Annotated in this window: 24 protein-coding genes; 9 read left to right on the forward strand and 15 right to left on the reverse strand. The window is 33.6% G+C overall.

Translation table 11 applies throughout. From position 1 onward, the window contains the following. Positions 1 to 81: 81 nt before the first annotated feature. Positions 82 to 2,493 (reverse strand): BamA/TamA family outer membrane protein, encoded by a 2,412-nt coding sequence (locus tag ACQUQZ_RS09285; RefSeq protein ID WP_435354606.1) that lies wholly within the window; start codon positions 2,491 to 2,493, stop codon positions 82 to 84. Between the two features lie 137 nt (positions 2,494 to 2,630). Here ACQUQZ_RS09285 and ACQUQZ_RS09290 point away from each other — a divergent pair, with 137 nt between their 5' ends. Beyond that, entirely contained in the window at positions 2,631 to 3,380 is a 750-nt protein-coding gene (locus tag ACQUQZ_RS09290; protein ID WP_435354607.1) for a TrmH family RNA methyltransferase, read from the forward strand. Between the two features lie 60 nt (positions 3,381 to 3,440). Here ACQUQZ_RS09290 and ACQUQZ_RS09295 read toward each other — a convergent pair whose 3' ends face one another. The 4 genes from ACQUQZ_RS09295 to ACQUQZ_RS09310 all read right to left on the reverse strand — a co-directional run bounded on the left by ACQUQZ_RS09295 (position 3,441) and on the right by ACQUQZ_RS09310 (position 7,428). After that, positions 3,441 to 5,003, reverse strand: a complete 1,563-nt coding sequence (locus ACQUQZ_RS09295; RefSeq protein WP_435354608.1) for a LysM peptidoglycan-binding domain-containing protein — start codon at positions 5,001 to 5,003, stop codon at positions 3,441 to 3,443. A gap of 163 nt (positions 5,004 to 5,166) precedes the next feature. Beyond that, complete coding sequence (gene gatA, locus ACQUQZ_RS09300) at positions 5,167 to 6,579, reverse strand: Asp-tRNA(Asn)/Glu-tRNA(Gln) amidotransferase subunit GatA (RefSeq protein WP_435354609.1); 1,413 nt, start codon at positions 6,577 to 6,579, stop codon at positions 5,167 to 5,169. A 127-nt stretch (positions 6,580 to 6,706) separates the two neighbouring features. Further along, complete coding sequence (locus ACQUQZ_RS09305; protein ID WP_435354610.1) at positions 6,707 to 6,883, reverse strand: Sec-independent protein translocase subunit TatA/TatB; 177 nt, start codon at positions 6,881 to 6,883, stop codon at positions 6,707 to 6,709. A 104-nt stretch (positions 6,884 to 6,987) separates the two neighbouring features. Then, on the reverse strand, positions 6,988 to 7,428 hold the full coding sequence (locus ACQUQZ_RS09310) for a YkvA family protein (RefSeq protein WP_435354611.1): 441 nt from the start codon (positions 7,426 to 7,428) through the stop codon (positions 6,988 to 6,990). A 324-nt stretch (positions 7,429 to 7,752) separates the two neighbouring features. Here ACQUQZ_RS09310 and ACQUQZ_RS09315 point away from each other — a divergent pair, with 324 nt between their 5' ends. Together ACQUQZ_RS09315 and ACQUQZ_RS09320 are read left to right on the forward strand one after the other, a co-directional pair. Further along, entirely contained in the window at positions 7,753 to 8,691 is a 939-nt protein-coding gene (locus tag ACQUQZ_RS09315) for a malate dehydrogenase (protein ID WP_435354612.1), read from the forward strand. A gap of 182 nt (positions 8,692 to 8,873) precedes the next feature. Continuing rightward, positions 8,874 to 10,583, forward strand: a complete 1,710-nt coding sequence (locus ACQUQZ_RS09320; protein WP_435357646.1) for a PHP domain-containing protein — start codon at positions 8,874 to 8,876, stop codon at positions 10,581 to 10,583. Here ACQUQZ_RS09320 and ACQUQZ_RS09325 read toward each other — a convergent pair. From ACQUQZ_RS09325 to ACQUQZ_RS09340, 4 genes are all read right to left on the reverse strand, one after another. Further along, positions 10,578 to 11,111, reverse strand: a complete 534-nt coding sequence (locus ACQUQZ_RS09325) for a peroxiredoxin family protein (RefSeq protein ID WP_435354613.1) — start codon at positions 11,109 to 11,111, stop codon at positions 10,578 to 10,580. The two genes, ACQUQZ_RS09320 and ACQUQZ_RS09325, sit on opposite strands and share 6 nt — an antisense overlap. Before the next feature lie 79 nt (positions 11,112 to 11,190). Further along, positions 11,191 to 12,585 carry a TlpA family protein disulfide reductase gene (locus tag ACQUQZ_RS09330; RefSeq protein ID WP_435354614.1) on the reverse strand — a complete coding sequence of 465 codons (1,395 nt, stop codon included), beginning with the start codon at positions 12,583 to 12,585 and terminating at the stop codon, positions 11,191 to 11,193. Positions 12,586 to 12,598: 13 nt separating this feature from the next. Next, entirely contained in the window at positions 12,599 to 13,696 is a 1,098-nt protein-coding gene (locus ACQUQZ_RS09335; protein ID WP_435354615.1) for a hypothetical protein, read from the reverse strand. Further along, the gene (locus ACQUQZ_RS09340) at positions 13,693 to 14,322 is read right to left on the reverse strand and encodes an ABC transporter ATP-binding protein (RefSeq protein WP_435354616.1); all 630 of its coding nucleotides are present in this window, start codon (positions 14,320 to 14,322) and stop codon (positions 13,693 to 13,695) included. The genes ACQUQZ_RS09335 and ACQUQZ_RS09340 overlap by 4 nt, the downstream gene beginning before the upstream one ends. 567 nt (positions 14,323 to 14,889) lie before the next feature. Between ACQUQZ_RS09340 and ACQUQZ_RS09345 the strand changes: the two genes are divergently transcribed. From ACQUQZ_RS09345 to ACQUQZ_RS09355, 3 genes are all read left to right on the forward strand, one after another. Then, positions 14,890 to 15,300, forward strand: a complete 411-nt coding sequence (locus ACQUQZ_RS09345; protein WP_435354617.1) for a hypothetical protein — start codon at positions 14,890 to 14,892, stop codon at positions 15,298 to 15,300. 70 nt (positions 15,301 to 15,370) lie between these two features. Beyond that, a complete protein-coding gene (locus ACQUQZ_RS09350) occupies positions 15,371 to 15,778 on the forward strand; it encodes a hypothetical protein (protein ID WP_435354618.1) in 408 nt (135 codons plus the stop codon). Positions 15,779 to 15,839: 61 nt separating this feature from the next. Further along, on the forward strand, positions 15,840 to 16,247 hold the full coding sequence (locus tag ACQUQZ_RS09355) for a hypothetical protein (protein WP_435354619.1): 408 nt from the start codon (positions 15,840 to 15,842) through the stop codon (positions 16,245 to 16,247). 125 nt (positions 16,248 to 16,372) lie between these two features. Here ACQUQZ_RS09355 and ACQUQZ_RS09360 read toward each other — a convergent pair whose 3' ends face one another. The 3 genes from ACQUQZ_RS09360 to ACQUQZ_RS09370 all read right to left on the reverse strand — a co-directional run bounded on the left by ACQUQZ_RS09360 (position 16,373) and on the right by ACQUQZ_RS09370 (position 18,025). Further along, positions 16,373 to 17,167, reverse strand: coding sequence for a thymidylate synthase (locus tag ACQUQZ_RS09360; protein WP_435354620.1), 795 nt, complete (start codon positions 17,165 to 17,167; stop codon positions 16,373 to 16,375). A 123-nt stretch (positions 17,168 to 17,290) separates the two neighbouring features. Continuing rightward, positions 17,291 to 17,479: a hypothetical protein gene (locus tag ACQUQZ_RS09365; protein ID WP_435354621.1), complete on the reverse strand. Its 189-nt coding sequence runs from the start codon at positions 17,477 to 17,479 to the stop codon at positions 17,291 to 17,293. Between the two features lie 126 nt (positions 17,480 to 17,605). Continuing rightward, positions 17,606 to 18,025 (reverse strand): OsmC family protein, encoded by a 420-nt coding sequence (locus ACQUQZ_RS09370; RefSeq protein WP_435354622.1) that lies wholly within the window; start codon positions 18,023 to 18,025, stop codon positions 17,606 to 17,608. A gap of 362 nt (positions 18,026 to 18,387) precedes the next feature. On the opposite strand from ACQUQZ_RS09370, the gene ACQUQZ_RS09375 reads away from it, so the two are divergent. Continuing rightward, a complete protein-coding gene (locus ACQUQZ_RS09375; RefSeq protein WP_435354623.1) occupies positions 18,388 to 18,678 on the forward strand; it encodes a hypothetical protein in 291 nt (96 codons plus the stop codon). A gap of 269 nt (positions 18,679 to 18,947) precedes the next feature. After that, positions 18,948 to 21,575 carry an ATP-dependent chaperone ClpB gene (gene clpB / locus ACQUQZ_RS09380; protein ID WP_435354624.1) on the forward strand — a complete coding sequence of 876 codons (2,628 nt, stop codon included), beginning with the start codon at positions 18,948 to 18,950 and terminating at the stop codon, positions 21,573 to 21,575. A 172-nt stretch (positions 21,576 to 21,747) separates the two neighbouring features. Here clpB and ACQUQZ_RS09385 read toward each other — a convergent pair whose 3' ends face one another. After that, on the reverse strand, positions 21,748 to 22,455 hold the full coding sequence (locus ACQUQZ_RS09385; protein WP_435354625.1) for a matrixin family metalloprotease: 708 nt from the start codon (positions 22,453 to 22,455) through the stop codon (positions 21,748 to 21,750). A gap of 53 nt (positions 22,456 to 22,508) precedes the next feature. Further along, the gene (locus tag ACQUQZ_RS09390; protein ID WP_435354626.1) at positions 22,509 to 23,069 is read right to left on the reverse strand and encodes a thioredoxin family protein; all 561 of its coding nucleotides are present in this window, start codon (positions 23,067 to 23,069) and stop codon (positions 22,509 to 22,511) included. A 155-nt stretch (positions 23,070 to 23,224) separates the two neighbouring features. Between ACQUQZ_RS09390 and ACQUQZ_RS09395 the strand changes: the two genes are divergently transcribed. Continuing rightward, positions 23,225 to 23,497: a hypothetical protein gene (locus ACQUQZ_RS09395; protein WP_435354627.1), complete on the forward strand. Its 273-nt coding sequence runs from the start codon at positions 23,225 to 23,227 to the stop codon at positions 23,495 to 23,497. 51 nt (positions 23,498 to 23,548) lie between these two features. Here the strand turns inward: ACQUQZ_RS09395 and ACQUQZ_RS09400 are convergent, their stop codons facing one another. Then, complete coding sequence (locus ACQUQZ_RS09400; protein WP_435354628.1) at positions 23,549 to 24,337, reverse strand: DUF3108 domain-containing protein; 789 nt, start codon at positions 24,335 to 24,337, stop codon at positions 23,549 to 23,551. Between the last annotated feature and the right edge of the window lie 8 nt (positions 24,338 to 24,345).

A 24,345-nucleotide genomic window follows, 5' to 3' on the forward strand; every position in this document is an offset into this window, starting at 1 on the left:
TAAAATGTTGTCATTTTTGAGAATATTTTTTGAAAGGTATGAAAATGACAACTAATGAAATATGACTTCTCTCAACCTCTTTTAAAACGGATACCCAATGGCAAAATGAAAAACAGGATAATAGTCATTACTACGACCTAATTTTAAATTATCCAGTACAAATCGCTCACCTGTTGGACGAGCAGGATCAAAAACTTTTACACCCCAGTCGAAGCGAGCGACAAAATAATCCAAGTCAAGACGAATACCAGCTCCCGTGCCTACGGCAATTTCTTTGTAAAATCTTGTCCAATCAAAATTTGCTTGATCATATTTGGTGCTAATCTGATACCATTTCCAAACATTACCCGCATCAACAAAAAAGCCAGCATTCCAATTCCCAATAAATCTAAACATATATTTTCGGTATTCCAGACTACCTTCCAATAAAATATCGCCAGGTTGCTGTGCAAAGTTTCTACCAATGGTTGAGCCTTGTGCCGAACCAGGCCCTATCGAGCGAGGCCTCCATGCTCGAATACTATTAGGCCCCCCAATAAAAAAGTTTTTCTCAAATGGCATCGCTTTATTGTTTCCATAAGGATGAGCCACCCCAACATTTAGTCGATAAGCTATCGCATCTCTTTTATTGAGAGGAAAGTATTTTCTGAAATCGACATTTATTTTGATGAAACGAAAATAAGCACGCTTGTTGGTATCTAAAGGAAAAACCTTGTCAATAAAATTGATTCTATTTTTATCAGGAAGAAAATTGAGCGTCGTGCCACCTGATTCTAAGAAAAGACGTAGATACCTCGCTCTGATATTTTTACCTTGTATCTGATTATTAAAAATATAAGTTGAATTGATACTCGATACAAATTGTGGGTCGAACAAGACTCTCAGATTTTGATTAAGATTCAAAACTGCATTAAAACTCGAATCTTTATAAGGTGTATTAATCAAATTAATATCAAATGGTGAAATCAGAATCGTTTCATATTTAGACCTTTGCCAAGAATAGTTCCCAGTCAAACGAAAAACCTGTCTTTCAAATAGCCTTTGTTTGGAGTTATTAAAACTGATGGCTAATTGTGTACGCGGATTTTTTAGACTTAATAAATTTGCAAATCGGCTAATGAAAATTATTTTTGGAAAGTTGATTGCCAAATTTGCTCCTAATTCCCTGCTTCGTTGTACGGTAGAATCCAAACCTGGTTGTCCTTCTAAATTTGCACGAAGCCCCAACTCCGTAGTTTCTAAAACACTTAAAAGGTTTCTTGCTCTTAATGAAACACTTGCTCCACCACCCAAAATATTATTAATATTGTTGACATCAAAATTGTAAGCAGCCGTATATTTCGGATTTGTCGGAGCAATAATATCTGCTCGTAATTTATTGTTTGGTAATTGAGTAAAACGAACATTCGCAAAAGCAAACTGGTCAAGTCCATATAATTGCCGATTAGTTTCATTAACCAAAGAGGCCTTGAAAAGTTGATTAGGGCGAATCAAAATCTTTTTATCTAAGAGTTTAACAGGAAATCTTTTACCTATAAAAGTATATTTGATACCATTTAAACTACTTTCTGTAGTATCAATCGTTGCTTCGGTTGAAGCATCAGCCGAAACAAAATGCACAGATTCTAAAAAAAACTGTTCATGTTGTTCCTTTTGAGGGGGATTAGCTACTTTTATTTTTACATCTACAAGGTATTTTCTTTTAACATTGATTGTATCAATTTCAGCTAAAATATAGTTTTTTGCAATAAAATTATAATAACCATTATCTTTTAATAGGATTTCAATTCTGCTCTTTTCCAGCTCAATTTTATTAAAATCAACATTTTCATTTACCTTAATAAAACTTTCTGTAAGAGACTTTCGAGTCAAAGTATCAACTTTTAAATCTTCAATTTCATAATTAATATGATCAATTTTATAAGCATTTTGTTCGTTGACTAAATAGCTGACTTTTATTCTACGATTAGCATTTTTTGTGCTATAATTAGTCGTTGCCGAATCAATCTGATAGTTAACTTTATTATCAAAATACCCCTTTCGGAATAAATATTTATTGATTTTTTCGGTTGTTCCTTTAATGGCACTTTCAGTGATTTTAGCTGGAGGTTCACCTACATTTTTCATCCACCAGTTTTCACGAGTGTCAAGTCTGTCTTGAAAACTTTGAGCTTTTGATTGGTATTTCTTGCGTTTTTTCTCAACTCTTAAATCAAAATTGGCAGTTGTTGGTGTAGCCTGTAATCGTGCATTCCATTTTTTGAAACGCTCTAATATTTTATCTTCATTATAAAAACTTTTTCCAAGATTATAAAACCAAACGTATGGTGTGAAGTACAGAATCCTTCGATTAGGTTTTTGAGTAGGGGGAATTAATAATTCAAGTTCTTCAGTTGAAATTTGTTTATTACCTTTGAATTCAAAACTATTCAAACGATATTCGTCCCGCTCTAATTGTACCTGACGAGTACAAGATGAAAGGAATAGTATCAAGCAGAAAGAAAATATAATTTTATTATCAAAATTTTGCTTCAAAAATAGGTAAGTTGCCCAATTTTTAAGAGGTTTTTTTTTATAATTAAGTTGAATAATCTTATAAATCATATAATCTTTGTCAAAAATCGAATACTATGTTTTCAAAACAACAGCAAAAATACGTTCAATCTTTGCAAATTAAAAAATATCGGCAAGAACACCAACGTTTTTTGGTAGAGGGGGCAAAAAGTGTAGTTGAATTATTAGCTGCTGACTTCGAAATAGAGTTATTATTATGTACTGAAAAGTTCTTTATTGAAAACGAAAAAAAACTCAAAAAAATATCTGTAGAACAAATATCTCAGTCAGAACTTGAAAAATTAGGCACTTTACAGAGTAATGATGCGGCATTGGCTGTGGTTAAAATGCGTGAAAATGGTTTTTTGATGGCAGATGAAAAAGAATTTGTATTGATTTTAGATGATATTCGTGATCCTGGTAATTTAGGAACTATTTTACGCATTGCTGATTGGTATGGTATCAAAAAAGTCGTTTGTTCATTAAATACGGTTGATTTTTATAATCCTAAAGTCATTTCAGCTTCGATGGGTTCGTTTACAAGAATAAAAGCTTATTATTCTGAAATTTCAAAATATATTGAAAATATTGATAAAATAAAAAATATTGAAATTATTGGAACATTTTTAAGTAGTGAAAATGTGCATCATTTTGATTTTCCACCGAGTGGCTATATTGTTTTGGGTAATGAGTCAAATGGAATTAGCGATGAGGTTGAAAAATTTATTACAAAGAAAATAACAATTCCACGTTTTGGACAAGCTGAATCATTGAATGTAGGGATTGCTACTGCTGTTGTTTTGGATAATTTGAAGAGAAGAGAATAAAAACAAAAAAACATCGTTTGCTGAAAACGATGTTTTTTTTTAAAATGAATAGGAAAGGAACTATGATACAATTTTTAATTTTTGACCTTTTTTAACAGAGTTTGATCTCAATCCATTCATTTTTTTGATTTTTTCAACAGAAATACCACCATAGCGTTGAGAAATACTCCAAAGTGTATCACCTCTTTGTACTACATGATATTTAGGCTTACGTTTTTCGATTTCATATTTTGACTTTCTTTCTGCTTTAATTGTTCGCTCAACTTCCACAACCTCTTCATCATCATCCAAAATAACTAATTTTTGACCAACCATAATTTTTGATGACTTGAGTTTGTTCCACGTTTTCAAATCATACATATCTACATCAAACTTATCAGCGATTTTATTTAGAACATCGCCTCTTCTTACAGTATAAGTTTTTTTCTTTACTTTATGAATCTTCTTAATATCGTCTTCAACTTTGGCTGGTTTGTCCAAATCTTCTACGATTGTTTCTTCGTTATTTTTTTCGCTGGCTGATGATGAATAATTAGCGTTTCCTCCAATGATTACGACACCAGACTCCGTATTATTTGATGCCAAGATTATGCGTTCTGTTCCCTGTCTTTGTGCTGAATCTAAAATCATTTGACGATTAGCATCGAAGTAAGCAAAACTTTCAGCTGGTATTTTTAGCTCAAAACCTCTTGAATGATTAGGTAAAGTTCCTTTCAATATTTGAGGATTAAGTTTTTGAATATCATCAATACTAATACCGCTTACATTCGAGAAAGTTTCAATATCCAAAAATCCGTCAATCATAACAGTTTCTGTTGGAACTGGCTCCATAATTTCTTCTGGAAAAATTCCATACTCATCAGCATGATTCATCATGTACATAATGGCCGTAAATTGTGGCACATACGCACGTGTATCTTTGTGCAAATAAGGGTGTAATTGCCAATAATCTTTGACATTTCCTGCTCTACGAATGGCACGACGAAGGTTGCCTGGACCAGTATTATATGAAGCTAAAACTAATTCCCAATCTCCAAAAATATTATAAAGTTGTCTAAAATATTTACAAGCAGCTTCTGTTGACTTTTCAATATCCATACGTTCATCAACAAACTCATTTACACGTAGGCCAAAATCTCCGCCAGTAGGTTTCATAAATTGCCAAAGACCTACAGCTTTAGCATGAGAGATGGCTTTTGGATTCAGACCTGATTCAAGCATTGATAGGTATTTCAATTCATCAGGCATATTATATTTTGCTAAATATTTCTCAAAAATAGGAAAATAAAAATTCTTCCTTTCAAGCATTTTCTTTGTAAAACTTGGCTTTTTGAAGATAAAATAATCTACAAAACTATGTACGGTAGCATTATATTGTAAAGGAATAGAGCGTTGCATTTTTTGAAAACCTTCACGTACTTTATTCACATCAGCAGTAGGAATAAAAGCCTCTACGGTCGGTAAATCTTCAACTAATGAATCTTCGGGAGAGACAGTAATAGCTTCTTGTGGAATAACTGACTGTGCTTGAGTGATGAAACTTGAGCAGTTGAGTAAACCAGTCAGAATGAATAGCGAAATGCTGCCCAGCGAAGTGTCGCTCAATTTCTTGAATTTTTTCATTTTGGTACTTTTTGCGAATTATAATTCACAGAATTATGAGTTATAGGAAAGTTAATCTCTCCCAAAAATAATTTATTCTTATTTTTTTGTCAAGTATTTCTTGATTTTTATTTTATATTTTCAATTAATTCTGAAAATATTGTTTTTTCAGAATTATCTAATATTAAAGCAATTTAGCAAAAGCGAGCATTTCTACCTCATCAAAATTCTTGCCAAGAATCTGTAATCCTATGGGTAAACCTTCCGAATTTACTCCATTTGGAATTGAAATACAAGGATTTCCAATCACATTGGCTTGTACTGTAAATATGTCCATCAAAAACATTTTAAGTTGATCATCTGATTTTTCACCAATCTTTACAGCCGGGGTAGGGGTGGTTGGTGAAATCAGAAAATCATATTTGGACAAAATTTCATCAGTTGATTCTTTTATTAAACGTCGAACCTGCTGTGCTTTCGTATAATAAGCATCATAATAATCTGCACTCAATACGAATGTACCTAAAATAATCCTTCTTCTGACCTCTGCCCCAAAGCCTTCAGAACGAGATTTTTTGTAGAGTTGCTCTAAATTTTTCACACCAGAAGCACGATGCCCGAAGCGTACACCATCGAATCTTGAAAGATTTGAACTTGCTTCGGCAGTTGTCAAGATATAATAGGTGGGAAGTAAATATTTCATTAAAGGATAATCTACAGCCTCAACAATATGACCTTGGTCTTTTAACCATGCGATTTTTTCAAAAGTTTTAGCCCTCACATCTTCGTCTAAACCTTCACTTTCAAGTGCTTCACGCATGTAGGCAAGACGGTATTGTTTTTTGGGAGTAAGATTGGTAGAATATTCGGGTACTGGTAAATGCGAAACAGTACTATCATGATCGTCAGCCCCTGCAATAATTTCAAGTAAAAGTGCGGCATCTTCGATATTATTGGTGATTGGCCCAATGCAATCAAATGAAGAAGCATAAGCAATCAATCCCCAACGTGAAACCCGTGAATAAGTTGGTTTGAGGCCAACTACGCCACAAAACGCAGCTGGTTGTCGAACAGATCCACCAGTATCCGAACCTAGCGATGCTAAACACATATCAGCTTGTACAGCCACTGCCGAGGCTCCCGATGAACCACCTGGGACACGAGTTGGGTCAGCAAAATTACGAGTTGGACCAAAAGCAGAGTTTTCGTTTGATGAACCCATCGCAAATTCGTCACAGTTTTGACGACCAATAATGATCGCATCTTCAGCAATGATTCGCTCGACTGCTGTAGCTGTAAATTGTGACTGAAAGCCATTTAAAATCTTACTAGATGCTTGTAAACCATGATTTTCATAAGCCAAAACATCTTTCAAGCCAATCACCATGCCTGCCAAGCGTTTAGCGGTGCCATTTTTTATTTTTTCATCAATTTCTGCAGCTTTTTGAAGAGCCTCTTCTCCATAAACATCAAGAAAAACATTGAGGTTTTTATTGGCTTCAATTCGTTCTAAATAGTATTTTACTAAGGCTACACAATTAGTCTCATTGTTTGCTATGGCTTGCTTTATTTCTTTAAAAGAATTGTATTTGGTCATTTTTAAATCGTATTATGTAAAAACAAAAAACAACAGCCACTCAGTTTTAGACTGAGTGCTGTTGTTAAGACTGTTGCCTAAGCTATGTCGGCTACTGCCTGAGCAGAGTCGAAGGCAACACAAAAACTTACTTATCTTCTGAAGTTGCTTTTTCGATGTTTTCTTTAACTTCTTTTGTTGCATCCTTAAACTCACGAATCCCTTTGCCTAATCCACGAGCCAATTCAGGGAGTTTTTTTGCACCAAAAAAGAAAAGAACAACAACCAAAATCAAAATCATTTCTGTACTTCCAAGACCGAACATAATATTATTTATTTAAAGTGTTTTTTGACTATTAGTTATCTGTAAACAAAACTTTTCTACTACAAATGTAAAAGTAAATTAGTAATTAAAAAATTAATTTCTTCTTAAACTTTAATAGGCTGGGCTTTTTTCCATTGCTCAAACTTGTTCAGCTCGCCATCAATACTATTGATAATAAACATCAATAAAGCCACGTCGTCAGTGAGTCCGATATATGGCAAAAAATCTGGTATTATATCAATTGGAGAAATAAAATAAATGAATCCCGCAATGATTTTTAATAAGTTAGGTAACTCAATTTGCCGGTATTCTCCTGTGGCATAGGCTTTGATGAGATTTCCGAGTAAAGTAACTTTTTCTCGAATAACATCAAATACTCCTCCAACACCCATTTTTTGGGTTTTTTGTAGGGCATTACGTAAAAGTTTTAGTAATCCATTGGCATTTTTTGCAATTCGAGGAGCTTTCCTCAAAGCAATTTTATAAAATGTGGATTCTAAAATTTTAGTTAATAGATCTTTTGTGTTGGAACTAATGGTACTCATTTTTGCAAGCTATTTTATTATTATCGTTTGAGTTATAATCTACAAACGTAAAAAACCATAAAAATTATCCATAAATTACAAAAATTAGAAAAAAAACATTCAAATACATTGTTTTGTATTAGTTTTGCCCAATAAATTTGGCTTTGATTGAGAAGGTAGGCTGATTTAGCAATATTTTGTATAAAGCAGCATATCAGAAAGGTTAAATTTAATTTAAAATATTTCTAAAGCTTCATGTTCAAACTAATCCCAGAACATGAATTAATTTCTAAAAATTCTCCTATCGAGCTTGGGGTAGCAAACGAATAGGGGCTATAAAATTATATGAAAGTAACAGTAGTAGGTGCAGGTGCAGTTGGTGCAACCACCGCCGATAACATTGCTCGTAAACAGATAGTTGACGAAGTAGTATTGCTCGACATCAAAGCTGGTGTAGCTGAAGGAAAAGCAATGGATTTGATGCAAACAGCATCATTGGAAGGCTTCGATACAAAAATTATTGGTTCAACTAATGACTATGCAAAAACTGCTAAGTCGGATGTAGTTGTAATCACTTCAGGGCTACCTCGTAAACCTGGTATGACTCGTGAAGAATTAATAGGAATTAATGCTGGTATTGTAAGAGGAGTTGTTACTCAAATCTTAGAGCATTCTCCAAAAGCTATTTTATTGATAGTATCAAATCCAATGGATACGATGACTTATTTGGCTTTGCAAGTTGCTCAGTCGATGGGTGTAAACAAAAAGCGTGTGATTGGTATGGGCGGAGCTTTAGATTCTTCTCGTTTCCGTTATTATTTATCACAAGCAACTGGTTTTGCTCAAAATGATATTCATGGACAAGTAATCGGTGGACATGGTGACACCACAATGATTCCATTGACTCGTTTAGCTACCGTAAATAGTATTCCTGTAAGCCGATTCCTTGATAAGGAAGTACTTGCTAAAGTTGCTGCTGATACAATGGTTGGTGGTGCTACGCTTACTGGTTTGTTAGGAACTTCAGCATGGTATGCTCCAGGTATTGCAGCATGTTCGATCGTTGAAGCAATCATTCGTGACGAAAAACGTATTATTCCTTCGAGTGTTTATTTGAATGGAGAATATGGTCAAAAAGATATTTGTATGGGTGTACCAGTGGTAATTGGTAGAAACGGTTGGGAAAAAATTATCAATTTACGCCTTAGCCAAGAAGAACAAGCAGCGTTTGCAAAATCGGCTGATGCAGTTAGAAATATGAACTCGGTATTGAGTACATTATAATTAGATTTTACTTTTAAAAAGACTCATAGAAACTAAATGGTTTTTATGAGTCTTTTTTATATTTAATTTTTATAAAAAGCAATCGGTGAGGTTAAAACAAGTTAGCATATTTTTCATCAAGTTCGATTTTTTTTGACCTGAATTTCCTGTAATTTGCACAAAATTTATCGAATAAAATTATGATTTCTAACGCAGACATTGTTGAAACAATTGAACTTACAGCAAAATTACTCGAATTACATAACGAGGATGAGTTTAGAATAAAAACCTTTACCAATGCTGCTTATAATCTTGATAAATATATCGGAGAATTGGCTCAATTGGATTTCCCACAACTCACTCAAATTCAAGGAGTTGGGAAAATGATGGCGGGCAAAATCTTAGAAATTGTTAGTTCTGGTACCTTGAGAGAAATGCAAGATTTGCTTGCAAAAACGCCCGAAGGTGTGTTAGAAATGTTTAAAATTAAAGGCTTGGGTGCAAAGAAAATCAAGGTTTTATGGAATGAATTAGGGTTAGATAACCTCAATGATTTGCAGATTGCTTGTGAAAATGGTAGCCTTGCTAAAGTAAAAGGTTTTGGTGAAAAAACGAAGGATTCAATTTTAGAATCATTACTTTTTATTCAAAGCCAAGCTGGAAAATTACGAATGAATAAGGCTGCTGCTTTGGCCGAAGTGATTGCTGAGGAGTTGGGAAAGTATTTTGAAAATGTAGCGATTTCTGGACAAATAAGAAGACAAAGTGAAACCGTTGATAGACTGGTATTTTTAGTAAGTTATAAAAATACTCTTCCAGATTTTGAAGCAGAAGGATTTATAAAAGAAGAAAAAAATGCTTCGCCATTTGTGTGGCGAGGGAAATATTTAGAAAATAAAATTGATGTTGAAATTCGTTATGTAATTGATAATCAATTGCTTACTAAGCAATTTCTTTATACCGCAGACGAAAATCATTTGAAGTATAGAAATGAAAAAGGGGTTTCTTTATTAAGTACTGCTTTAGCGACAAGTTTGCCAGAAAATCCAAGCCAAGTGACGGTGGAGGAAGGAATTTATGAAAAATTCGGTATTCCTTACATCGTTCCAGAAATGAGAGAAGGTGGTTTTGAGTTTGACTGGATTCAGAAAAATAAGAATGAAGATTTAGTAACTTGGGAGAGTTTGAAAGGAATCTTACATAATCATTCGACTTATTCTGATGGACAGCATTCACTTGAACAAATGGCAACTTATTGTAAAGAATTAGGTTTTGAGTATCTCGGAATTGCCGACCACTCGCAATCTGCCACTTATGCAAGTGGACTTTTGATAACTAAAGTTCAACAGCAACATGCGGAAATAGAGCAGCTTAATAAAAAATTATCAATTGATAGGCCATTCAAGATTTTGAAAGGAATAGAGTCTGATATTTTGGGCGATGGTTCATTAGATTATCCTGACGAGGTTTTGGCAAGTTTTGATTATATTGTAGCTTCTGTGCATTCAAATTTAACCATGAATCAAGTCCGTGCGACTGAGCGTTTGGTACGTGCGATCGAAAACCCATACACAACAATTTTAGGGCATCCAACAGGCCGTTTGTTGCTTTCAAGAAAAGGCTATCCAATTGATTATAAAGAAGTAATCGATTGTTGTGCGGCTAATAATGTAGTAATTGAAATCAATGCAAGTCCTTATCGTTTAGACCTTGATTGGCGTTGGATTCAATATGCAATTGAGCGAAATGTAATGCTAAGTATTAATCCAGATGCACATGAAATGCAAGGCTACCATGATATGCATTATGGCGTAGCGGTTGCCAGAAAAGGTGGTTTAACAAAAAATATGACTTTTAATGCTTTGAGTTTGATAGAAATGCAGGCATATTTGAATAAGAAGAAAGGTTTATAAGCCTTTCTTCAATAATTGTAGCATTTCGTATTCAATGTCATCCGCAGATTCAGGAGAACCGCCTATTTTTATATGACTAATGATTCCTTTTTGGTCAATAATAAAATTGGTTGGAAAACCTAAAGATCCATACAAGCCTTGTGAGATTTCAGCGGCATTAGCCATGTGGTAAAAATCTAAAGGCATTTTCTTTAAAAATGTTTGTAATTCGGCTTTACTATCAAGTGCAAGTGAAAGAAGAACAATTTTATCAGCTTTGCCTTGTTTTTGAAGCCTATTTTTAAGATTTTGGAGTCCAGGATATTCAACCCTACAACCCGAACAATTAATAAACCAACAATTAATCAAAACAACTTTTCCTTTCAATTCAGAAAGCATGAATGCTTGCCCATTAATGTCTTGATACTTAAAATCAGGAGCAGGTTTTCCAATCCATTTAACCTTAAAGGCTTCATACGGATTTTCTTCTTGGGCATAAATCGTGAAAGATAAAAGACTAATAATGAGTATAGTAAATGCCTTTTTCATGTTTAAAAATGATTTTTTGAGTTAAATTGGTGCATAGAAAAATGTTTTTTTATAAAAACTTTATTCACACTTTTCACGGTCACTCCTTCCTACTCAAAACCTCCTCAATCTGTCTTATTAATTCCTGTCCTTCATCGTTGCTTGGGTCGCTTACTTGCGAAACTGCAAAATTCCCTTTTTTGTCAATAAGATAATACGCAGGAATGCCCGATACACCGTAGTTTTTAGTAATAGTATTATTGTCATCAATTCTTAAATTTATCCCTTTCACCTCGTACATTTTTACCGCTTCTCTCCATTCTGCCTCATTATCTAATGAAATCTGAATAAAAACAACATCATTTGGAAACTTTGCTTTCACCGTTTCCATAAACTTCATGTCATAAATACAAGGACCACACCAACTTGCCCAAAAATCTAAATAGACTGTTTTTCCAAGAAAATCTTTGAGTGAAACTTCTTTTCCATCAATATCTTTTAATTTGAAAGGCTTTGCAGGTGAGCCACGTGAAAGCGTTTTTGAAAAATTTACTTTTGTAGTAAGATAATTTTTGTAATCTCGATTGGAAGAAGTTTCTAAGAAATTATCTACCAAAGCTTGAATTTTTGGGGTGATATTTTCTGCTTCAATCATGTTTTTGAGCTTAAAAGCTGTTATTCGTTCAATCAATTGAAATGAAAACAAAGCTCGATTATATGAGGATCTGATGAGGTTTAATTCTTCTGTTTCGGTCAAATTCTTTCGTTTTCTTACGGCTGATTTAGCTACAAATAAATCCATTAAATTAAGATACATATTGCCATATTCAAGCGAATTAGCTTGAACCGAGTCGGGAAGTTCTTCTATTTTTAAGGTATTTTTGACTTTTTCTTCCGTCCAATTAGCATATTTTTCTCCTGATAAAAAGTTTACTTTATAATTTTGAAGCGAGCCTATGATATCAGCTTTGCGAGATTGTTTAAATATTTCTGACAAATTAGGAGTTTTTTCTAAAAAATCTAACTGTATAGCTTGATCATTGTCCAAAAAATCAAAATATTTTTCTTGGGTGGTTTTGCTTAATAAATCAGCTTCTTTTTCAAAATCTCTTTTAACTTCAAATTTTTCTTGGTGTTGGGTGTAATATTGCCACTTTTCTGAACCTTTTCCAGTAAAAATCAAAGATTCCCAAAAGTTTTTAGGAGTAAATTTTATTGAAATTTCATCATTTGGTTCAATAATCCAATAATGAAAACCTTGATCAGTATAATAGAAGTCGATATAAGCGATGTGATTGAGATTGGTACTAAAACTAAATTGATTTTTATCATTTAGTTTGATTTCATATTCTTCTTCTTCGCCTACCCAATCTCGGTAAAGTGTGATAAGAACTTTCCTTTCGGTTGCTTGCTGGATTTCTCCAGTAAGTTTGAACAAACCTTGAGCAAAGGTGGTACTTGAAAACAACAAGAATAGCAGTAGGATACGAACCATAAATTTTATCTTTTTATGAAGGCTGACTTTCGTAATAATGTTTCTTAAAAACGAAAATAGCGACTGAAAAATTGACCAGTGTCATCAAAATTACTGGAATTTTGAACATTATCAATAACAAAAACAGGATTCCTGCAAAAAATAGGCGTTGCATAAAAGTATCATGCGAAATTCCATTGATATACTGAACATGATGATTCAGAAATATCATTGATAAAATCAATAAGATTAATTGTAATGCAAAAATGTAACTGACCCCATCAGGTAAATTTCTTGCCAAAATAATGATTTCAGGTAAGAGGAGTATTAAATAGCTTAATGCGTAATTAAAAAGCCTTTTTGGGGAAGTAATGGGTAGATTTCGTGTAAATAATAAATACTGGTTTTCAAAATTAAAAAATTGTTGGCAAAAAACTGTATGACCCGCCGACGCAAATAATCCTCCAAGTGATAATAATCGTTCATCATAAGCATCGGTTGGATATAGGTTGCAGATTCCAACTAAAACAAAACAACTAAAGAGCTTTGTTAATAAAAGTAATACTGGTTGTTTGGCAAACAAAAAGCGAATAAAGAAAAGATAGTTTGGTGTTTGGAATTTCGCCAGAAAATGTTGGATAGGTTTAGCAGTTACACTTGCTGAGTTGGGTCTTTGAATACGGTATTCGTAAACGAAGATACCTAACAAAATTAAGAGTAAATTACATACAATGATTGCTAAAATAGCCACAAACTGCTTTTCCTCAATGCCAATTTTTAGCATCCAAAGCGAATAAAGAAAGGTAAGTTGGATGAGTGAAAACTGCATCATTCCAAAAGCTAAAATACGCTTTAATGGTGAGAACAATCTTATGTGATATAAAAACTCATTAGTCTTAGATTCAAGCATACGTTGGGTAAAAAGAATTACTTTGAGCGTATGTAACAACCAAGCCAAGAATGTCAAAGCCAATAGTGATGGAAGTTTCAATGCCATTTTAATGATAGTGATATGTTCAATTGCTCTTAAAAATCCAAACGAAAAGAGCATGATTGCAAAAATAAAGACAGCATTTTGGCGATAATACTCTTTGACAATCGTGAGATTCAAAATTCGGAAAATACTTTTCATAGTTGTGTAATAGTCTTATTTTGAACCAAATACATATTTTTAATAGCGAGTTTTTCAAACCTAAAATCTTGGTGCGATGATAATAAGAAGCTAACACCATGTTTTTCAGCATATTCTTTCACCAATTCATAAACAATCTGTACCGAGCGGTCATCAATGGTAATAAGTGGCTCGTCAAGCATAATAAGTTTGGGATTTCCAAGAAAAGCTGTGAGAATCGAAACTTTCTTTAGCATTCCACTCGAATAAGTACCAATGGGTGTTTTCCAATAAATATTTACTCCTAATATTTCTGCCAAATGATTTAGCTGTTCGTTCTTTGCTTTTTTTGCTTCCGCAATAAAGCTAAGTAAATCGAAGCCTGTTAGATAATCGGGATAAAGCGGTTCGGCTTCACTCATATTGATATTCATTCGATATTCGATTGCATTTTTACGAATATCAAGGTCATTCCATGAAATTTCTCCTTTGAAAGGGAGGATTCCTGCTACTGCACGAAAAAAAGTTGATTTTCCTGAACCATTAATGCCCTTAAACCAATGAATTCCTTCAGGAATTTCTAAGTCATTGACTTCAATGATGGTGTGATTATTATAACTTTTTGAGAAATTTTGAATTTTTAACATCTTGTTGAATGACGACTGTTGATTTACGAATAACGAATTTTTTCTTCAATAGCTGAGGCTAATCTTTAATATCTGAGCTTATGTACAGGTAGCTGAGCGTAGCCGAAGCTACGCAAAGAAGCAAATTTTTAGAAATTTTATCAATATATTTTTATAAACGGTAGTAGGACAATTTTCCCAATTGTTCGAACCCAAACACAATTTGGAAAATTGTTCTACTAATTCTATGAAAAATATTATTTATTAATTGGTCACAAAAATGCCCTAAAAATGCTTTTTTGTACTATTAGAAGGAAGTGTGTAAAGGTGTATCGGAATAGTGAAATTTCGTCTTCCATTTAGTCTATTTATTTAATAGGATTATTTAAATTTTCTCTTGAAGTATTCCGAAAAACGTTGTAATATTCCGTGATAAAGCTATAATTTTAAAACAACTTTATGAAATTAACAATTTCTTAATTGACTTGTATTCAATTACTTACATACATTTGCATCACAAAGGTTTTCGACGGAGATAGAAAATGGATATAACTTTTTTTAGTTTTAACTTTTTAAATTACTCCTCCAATGGAAACAAACAAAAAGAAAATTATGAAGAAATTAGCATTAGTATTAGCACTCGCTGCGGCGACAGCAACAGAAGGAATGGCACAGACGAAAGCTGCTTCAGGCAAAGTAAGCTCTTCGGACAAGGTAAGCAATTTGAATGTTCAAGACTTGGGAAGTCTTCGCTTCAAATTAGCTTTTGAAAACCCTTTGCGACAAAAGACTCAGATATATTTACTCGATAAAAACAAAGATATATTTTTCAACGAATATGCGACTGGCACTGCTCAATATGTTAGAGCTTTTGACCTTTCTAATTTAGCTGATGGTGAATATACTTTTGTTGTTGAATCAGGTAAAGATAGATTGACAAAAGATTTTGTAATCAAAACAAACACATTTCGTGGAGTTTCTTTAGCGAGCAATCGTTAATATTTCAGAAAAATCAAACAAACTAAAAACAATATAAATATTAATCACACATTTTAAACTTTCACTTCAAATGAAAAAGAACACAATGAATATCGTAAAAGCATTAGCTGTTGTATTTACATTAGCTACTGCTACAACAGAAGGAATGGCACAAACAAAAGCTACTTCTGGAAAAATCTCTTCTTCGGCGAAAGTAAGTAACTTGAGCGTAGAAAACTTGGGTAGCCTTCGTTTCAAATTAGCTTTTGAAAATCCTTTGAAACAAAAAGCAAAAATCTCTTTAGTAGATAAAGAAAACAATGTATTCTATAATGATTATTCAGTGGGAGATGCACAATATGTAAAAGCATTTGATTTGACCAATTTGGCTGATGGCGAATATTCTTTTGTAATTGAATCTGGTAAAGATAAATTGACAAAAGATTTTGTAATCAAAACACAAACATTTCGTGGAATCTCTTTGGCAAGCAACCGATAATCAATTTCAGAAATAGTCAAAAAAATAAATTTTTAACTTCAGATTTAAAATATTCAAGATAATGAAAACGAATTCAAAAAATATCATCAAAGCGTTAGCCATCGTCATGACTTTAGCGATTGCAACTACAGAAGGAATGGCTCAAAAAGTAGTTTCAGGAAAAACATCATCAACTGAAAAAGTTACTAATTTGAGTGTACAAGACTTAGGAAGTCTTCGTTTCAAATTAGCTTTTGAAAATCCTTTGAAACAAAAAACAAAAATATCGTTACTTGATAAGAACAATGACGTGTTTTTCAATGATTATGCAACAGGCGATGCTCAATATGTGAAAGCTTTCGACCTTTCTAATTTAGCAGATGGTGAATACACTTTTGTTGTTGAGTCAGGTAATGATAAATTAACAAAAGAATTTGTCATCAAAACACAAACATTCCGTGGAATCGCTTTGGCAGGTGACCGTAAATAATGATGGAGAATAGCCAACACCACCACTCACTTCGTTAGAATTAAAACCTTTGTAAGTACATCAGCATCGCATCGAAAGAGGCGATGCTGATTTTTTTATGACGGATTTGCTAATCCGTCATGCGGTTAAACAGCTACAGGAGCTTTTATTCCTGGATAAGGATCATATTCTTGAAGTTTGAAATCTTCAAATTTGAAGTCAAAAATGCTTTTTACTTCTGGATTTATCAACATTTTGGGTAATTTTCGAGGCTCACGAGAGAGTTGTAGTTCGACTTGTTCCAAATGGTTTGAATAAATATGGGTATCACCGCCAGTCCAAATAAACTCATGAGCTTCTAAGCCACATTCTTGAGCTACCATCATCGTAAATAAGGCATAAGAAGCAATATTGAACGGAACTCCTAAAAATACATCGGCACTGCGTTGATAAAGTTGACAAGAAAGCTTATTATCAGCAACATAAAACTGAAAAAAAGCATGGCAAGGCATCAATGCCATTTGTGATAATTCGCCTACATTCCAAGCAGAAACAATGATTCTACGAGAATCAGGTGATTTTTTGAGTTGGTTCAATACTTCTTTCAATTGATCAATCACTTGCCCATTTGGTCCTTCCCAGCTTCGCCATTGCTTGCCATAAACGGGTCCTAAATCTCCATTTTCATCTGCCCATTCGTCCCAAATAGAAACACCATGTTCTTTTAAATAAGCTGTATTGGTTTCACCTTTGATAAACCACAAAAGTTCATGAATAATAGATTTTGTATGTACTTTTTTTGTTGTTACTAAAGGAAAACCTTCTTGTAAATTGAACCGCATTTGATAGCCAAAAACGCTGATTGTACCTGTACCAGTGCGGTCAGTTTTTTTGGTGCCATTTTTGAGAATATGATTCAGAAGGTCGTGGTATTGCTTCATTTGAAGATTTTTTAAGTATTTATTGGAGTTTGTTACAAAGATAGGTAGAAAACAAAAAAGGTCAATGATTCCTCAAAGACCTTTTTTGAAATAATATTTTTTGATTGGCTGATAAATGAAAGACTATTCAGCTTTTTTCTCGCAACAAGATTTTCCTTCTTTTTTGCATTCCTTTGCCATTTCCTTATCGCAGCATTTCATTTCCTTTTTTTCGGCTTCTTTTCTTGCTTTTCTACCTTTTGCTTTATCAAAAGCATAAACACTTGCACCAGCGGTAACAACTAAAGCTAAAATTAATACGACCTTTTTCATATCTGTTATGTTAATTTTGAATTAATAAATATACAAAACCTATAAACAAATACTATACCAAGAAGATTGACGATGTTTAATTTTCGAAAACTGCTACTTTCTTGCTTTTAGCTTTTATAAAAGCATTCAATTGATTGACAATGAATGAGTTATCTCGGCAGTTGGAGATAATTGAGCTGTTGCAGAACAGTATTTTTCCATCGAAAGTTTGATCGCTCGTTCAACTTTAACAATATCTAAATCGCCCTTAAAAGCAAAATGTACGTTAATTTTTCGGAAAGGACTCATTTCTGTACCTTCAATTTTTTCACGGTCGCCATCGACAGTAATTTTCAGGTCTTCAATGACTTGACGTTGTTTTTTTAGAATCAAAATCACGTCAATGGCTGTGCAACCGCCCAAGCCCATCAATAATAATTCCATGGGCCTTGCACCCAAATTATGGCCACCTATGTCAACATTCGCATCAATGTGATTTTTAACACCCGAAGCTCCTGACGCCTCAAAATGGAAGGCATCATCTACTCTTATCAATTCAACTTTCATTGTTTCTTTTTTTTACAAAAATAATAATAATCTAACATTAACCTCACTTAGCAAAGTTTCATTTAAAGACGTTAGTTTGTTGAATATTAGAAAAGTTATATTTTTATTTAAAATTACACAATATTAGTTTTAACGTATTTTCATGAATTTAGATAAAATATTTTAAAAATATCCTAAATTGTAAACCTATAAATTCGTTTTTAATACAATTTTTATTGTACTATTCTAATATTTAAAGATACATAAAAAAGAATATTGACAAAATATTATTTGGTATAATATCTATTTTGCAAAATAAGTTAAAAAATACTTGACATATATTTATTAATTGTATTATGTTTGTAGCATAAACAGCAAAACAAATGAAAAATCAAATAGACGAAGAAACGTACATCTGGTCATTTAAAGTATTTGGACTTCTTGGAATCCTACTTTTATTAGTAAACATTTTTTTGTATTTCTCACCAGATCCGATGCACGTAATGGTGTTTAAGTTTTCAAGCTCTACATTTTGTATTTTATTTGCGGTAGGTATTTGGATGCGTTTAGAGTACTTGAAATCGTTTAAAGTTTCTACCTACAAAACACTTCGTGTACCAATGTGGGCTTCAATTTTGGTTTTTGCTTTGACTGCCTTTTCAAGATTTTTATAAGATTTTTTTTCAGAAAATAATATTTGGAAGAGCAAAACCGAAGTTTTGCTCTTTTTTTGTGACTCAGTTACCCATTTTGACGCAATTAACCAATGTTATTGTCATTAAATTCTGCCTTTTTGTCCATCTTTTTCTTATTCAATTCACACTTTTCTGTCATTTTTTCCGAAAATATAGATTCCGCACACTTTTTGATGAATGTTCAATGTATCTGTAATTATCAGATTGAAATCTTTACAACTATAAAAAATTAAAGCTGAAGAGGAACAATGAACTTCAATCAATATACCATTAAAGCCCAAGAAGTGATTCAAAAGGCTTCCGAAATTGCCCTTTCCAACGGGCAACAAGCGATCGAAACGGGGCATATTCTAAAAGCAATTTTAGAAGAAGATGCCAATACTGCTACTTTTTTATTGAACAAAGCAGGTGCAAAACAAGAATCTATACAAACAAAACTTGACAGTATTATTGGTGCTTATCCTAAAGTTTCGGGAGGTACCGCTCAAGTTTATTTGAGCAATGATACCAATCAAGCCCTGACCAAAGCCACCAGTCTGATAAAAGACTTTGGTGATGAGTTTGTAAGTGTGGAAATATTACTTTTGAGTTTAGCTGTAGGCAAAGATGCTATAGCTAACTTATTGAAAGACAACAACTTAACTGAAAAAAAACTAAAAGAATCCATCAAAGAATTGAGAGGAAATAGCACAGTGAAAGATCAAAATGCCGAAAATACTTACCAAGCCCTTTCTCGTTATAGTAAAAATCTGAATGATTTAGCTCGAAAAGGCAAAATAGACCCTGTTATTGGACGTGATGAAGAAATTCGTAGAGTTTTACAAATTTTATCTCGCCGTACCAAAAATAATCCGATTCTTTTAGGTGAGCCTGGGGTTGGTAAAACAGCCATCGTAGAAGGTTTGGCTCAGAGAATTGTATCGGGTGATGTTCCTGAAAACCTAAAATCAAAAACAATAGTATCGCTTGATATGGGATTGTTGATTGCAGGTGCAAAATATAAAGGTGAATTTGAAGAACGTTTAAAAGCTGTTATCAAGGAAGTAACCGACTCGAATGGTGAAATGATTTTATTTATTGATGAAATTCATACGCTTGTGGGTGCAGGTGCAGGCGGAGAAGGAGCAATGGATGCAGCAAACCTATTGAAACCAGCTCTTTCTCGTGGAGAATTGCACACCATTGGAGCAACAACACTCAACGAATATCAAAAATATATTGAAAAAGATAAAGCTTTAGAGCGTCGTTTCCAAACGGTGGTGGTTGATGAGCCAAATGTAACTGATGCCATTTCTATTTTACGTGGTATCAAAGATAAATACGAGTTGCACCATGGCGTACGAATTCAGGATGATGCCGTAATTGCTGCGGTTGAGTTATCAAATAGATATATCTCTGATAGATTTTTGCCTGATAAAGCCATTGACTTGATGGACGAAGCAGCTTCAAAATTGCGTTTAGAAATGGACTCAATGCCTGAAGAATTGGATGAATTGAATCGTAAAATCATGCAATTAGAAATTGAGCGTGAAGCCATACGTCGTGAAAATAACCGTGAAAAAGAAGCAACTTTAAACAAAGATATTGCTGATTTAAGTGAAAAACGCAATGAATTGAAGGCAAAATGGGAAAATGAAAAAGGCTCACTCAATGAAATTCGTAACTTGAAAGAGCAAATTGATCAACTCAAAATTGAAGCCGAACAAGCCGAACGTGCTGGAGATTATGGGAAAGTTGCAGAGATTCGTTATGGTAAATTGATAGAAACCAATAATAGATTAAACGAAATTCAAACAAGCAATAATCAACAACCTGCCACATTATTAAATGAAGAAGTGACACCAGAAAATATTGCCGAGATTGTGGCAAGATGGACGGGTGTTCCTGTGGTGAAAATGTTGCAAAGTGAGCGAGAAAAATTGCTTCATCTCGAAGACGAACTTCGAAAGCGAGTAGCAGGGCAGGAGGAAGCCATTGAATTGGTAGCTGATGCAGTGCGTCGTTCACGTGCAGGAATGCAAGACCCTAAAAAACCAATTGGTAGTTTCTTATTCTTGGGAAGTACTGGCGTAGGAAAGACAGAATTAGCGAAAGCTTTGGCCGAGTATTTGTTCAATGATGACACTGCCATGATAAGGATTGATATGAGCGAATACCAAGAACGCCATGCGGTAAGCCGTTTGGTGGGAGCTCCTCCAGGATACGTTGGATATGATGAAGGCGGACAATTGACAGAAGCAGTCAGAAGAAAGCCTTATAGTGTAATTCTGTTAGATGAAATTGAAAAAGCTCACCCTGATGTGTGGAATACGCTATTACAAGTCTTAGATGAAGGTCGTTTGACTGATAACAAAGGTCGCACGGCTAACTTTAAAAACTCGATTATCATTATGACATCAAACATTGGTAGTCATATTATCCAAGATAAGTATTTGCAAGCCAAAGGCGATGAAAAGGGTTGGTCTCTTTTCTATAAAGAAGAGGCTAAAAATGAAGTGATGGACTTATTGAAAGCTTCGGTTAGACCTGAGTTTTTGAATAGAATTGATGAAATCGTACTTTTTGACCCATTGACTAAGGTAAATATTCGCAGAATTGTTCAGATTCAATTTAAACAAATTCAAGCGAGATTAGCCGAGCAAGGTATAACTCTTGAAAGCTCAAATGAGGTGTTAGATAAATTAGGAGAAGAAGGTTATGACATCACCTTTGGAGCAAGGCCACTCAAAAGAGTGTTGCAACGTAGAGTTTTGAACGAACTTTCAAAAGAGATTTTGTCAGGAAAAGTGCAAAAAGATTCGGTAGTAATGATGGAATTGGGCAGCGATGGCGAAATCGTTTTTGAGAATATTGAGGCTGCTGAGGTTGTGGATTGAGGGTGATTGAGAGGTTTATCCTGCAAGGTTTTATTTTAAACCTTGCAGGATTTTTTTGTTTTAGGAAATGGAGAATTTATGACAAATCGTTACAAGAATAGAATATCAGCATGGCAAAATTCTGTCACAAGCAGCAATTAAAAGTTTTATGTATTAAAAATAGTTATCTCCTCTACTTCAAAACATCCTTATAAACAGGAAATAACTCTTCGTGCGTCATGCCAGCTTTGGTGCGGTTATCGTAGAGAATTTTTATATAGGCTTTATCAACGTCGGTGTAATCGGTTGGATTATACTCCAAATCAATCGTATCCCACATAATTGAACGTTTGGTAGGGACATGAGAAAAACCAATGGCATGACCAATTTCATGACGAGAAATCAAGCGACGATCAAGAGTTGGGAATACACTCGTTACCCAAATAACTACTTTTTCTAACTCATTTTTTGAACTTGAAATTGACATAAAAGCAGTCCCACCCACTTGTAATTCCCCTTGTAAGCTCAGTTTATATTTAGCTTCAAACTCGGTGTCACGACCTGAAAATAATTTGATATTAGCTTTAGATTCGTCAGATGTTTTAATAAATTTTGTGGATTGACTCAGTTGATTGATTTGAGTAAAGACACTATCTGTAATAGTAATCAAATCGTTTGTGTGGCTGCCGTCAGCGTCAAACCAATAAAATACTTCACTTTTTGCCCATTTTTGTATTTTACCTCGGCTTCCACCTAAACCTGCACTTTTGAATGTATTGAATACAAACTGACCATCAATGGTCGTTGGCTCCCAATTTGTGTCGATTGGAGTAGGCGTTTCTGTTTTATTACAGGCCAAGACAACAATCAATATTAATGCAATAAAAAGTCTGGAAAACATAGTGTAATCTTTTTCTATATACTAACGTAGAAATACTGTTTTTCAATAAACAATTATTTCCATTTAATGTTACAACCCATACTTGGATATTGAATTTCAGAAATCATTTGATTCGATAAAAGGGCATTCAGAGCTCCACGTAAATCACTACCAGTAACTGGTTTTGGGTTTTCGACTCGTGGTCGAGAATCATCTAAACGTCCACGGTATTTGAGTTGTTTTTTTCCATCAAAGATATAAAAATCAGGGGTACAAGCTGCGTCATAAGCACGAGCTACAACTTGTGTTTCATCATATAAATAAGGAAATGTAAAACCTGATTCTTGGGCAAAAACTTTCATGGGTTCAGGGCCATCTTGAGGATACTTTTCAACATCATTCGAGCTGATGGCGATGAAAGAAACACCTTTGGGCTGATAATCTTGTGCCAATTTGACAATCTCATTTTTTACATGAATTACATAAGGACAATGATTACAGATAAACATGATGACAGTAGCTTTGTCAGAACATAAATCGTTGATGGATAGTAGTTTATCACTAATAGTGTCTAATAAAATGAATTCAGGAGCAAGCGTCCCAATAGGTAACATATTTGATTCAGTAAGAGCCATAATGATCAAAACCAAGAATGATGAGCAAGCGAAACGCAAATTAATTAAAATTTAATTCAAAAAGTGAGGGATAACAAAATTAAAATTGTCTAATGAATATACGGTGTGCAACCTTTTTCCGTTTTTAATCATCTATTACAAAAATGCTCATTATTATGAAAAATCAATCAAGGTTTCGTTTATTGACTTTAGTAGGAGTTTTTGCTCTTTTATCTATTAGTTTATCAAGCTGTTTTTATGGTGGCTATGGTTACAATAGTCGCTATTATGGTCGTCCTTATGGTTATGCTTATCGCCCACCAGTAAGAGTTTATCCAGCTCCTCGATATCATGATAATTACCGTAGAAGTTATGGTTATAATAATCATAATTATCGTGGTGGAGATAGAAGTTATCGTGGTGGAAGTAGTCGAAATGGTCGCAGATAAATATAAAAATGCCTCTCAAAATTAGTGGGAGGCATTTTTTATTAGAAAGACTTATTTCCAATCAAATTCATATCTTGTATTTCGGTATTCCTTTAATTCCATTGAGGCACTTCCAACAGAAAAATCTATTTCAATTCTGATTGGTACTCTATTTTTGTCGTCTGAAACCCATATTCTGATTGCATCTTCTCCCTCAAACATTGCGTTTGGTGGTAATATAGGATTCAATTTGATAACATTTATTTTGCCAAATCTAGTCCTCACAACACCTCTTCCATTAAATTTTACCTTCATATTATAGATTTCGTCATCAAAAAACATATTTGATGAAACTGACTCTCCAGCTTTTACCTTAGAAAAATCGACTGTTCTCAAAAAGTAATAGCCAGAAACTACATCATGCACATTATCGGGTAATTTAAAATTTTTCTTTTCTTTGTCTTGTTCTCGAATAGCAGAATTGGCTATGTGATCAAAAATAATGGTTTGGTCTTTTTTATAGTTATTTTCATGCAAACTCATCAAAAACTTTTGTGGCAAAATGGCAGCCGTGTCTAAGTACGAACGATAAGTATTGCGAATACGAAAAAGGTCAGTCAAACCTGTAGTTTTACCAAAAATGTTGACTCTATAACAAGGACGATTATTAACCGAATAGATTTGTGGACTTACATCCACTGTCGCTTCACCGATAGGTAAAAATCCGAATTTTACTTTATATTCAAAATATTCACCTGCTTGAAAGCTTGAATTCGGTAAATAACGATATGAATCACTTATCACGAATGATGACAAAGCAAAAACAAAACAAATAAATAGTATTTTTTTTAGAATTTTCATTTTAATAA

Source organism: Emticicia sp. SJ17W-69 (assembly GCF_051209875.1).
Lineage (GTDB): Bacteria > Bacteroidota > Bacteroidia > Cytophagales > Spirosomataceae > Emticicia.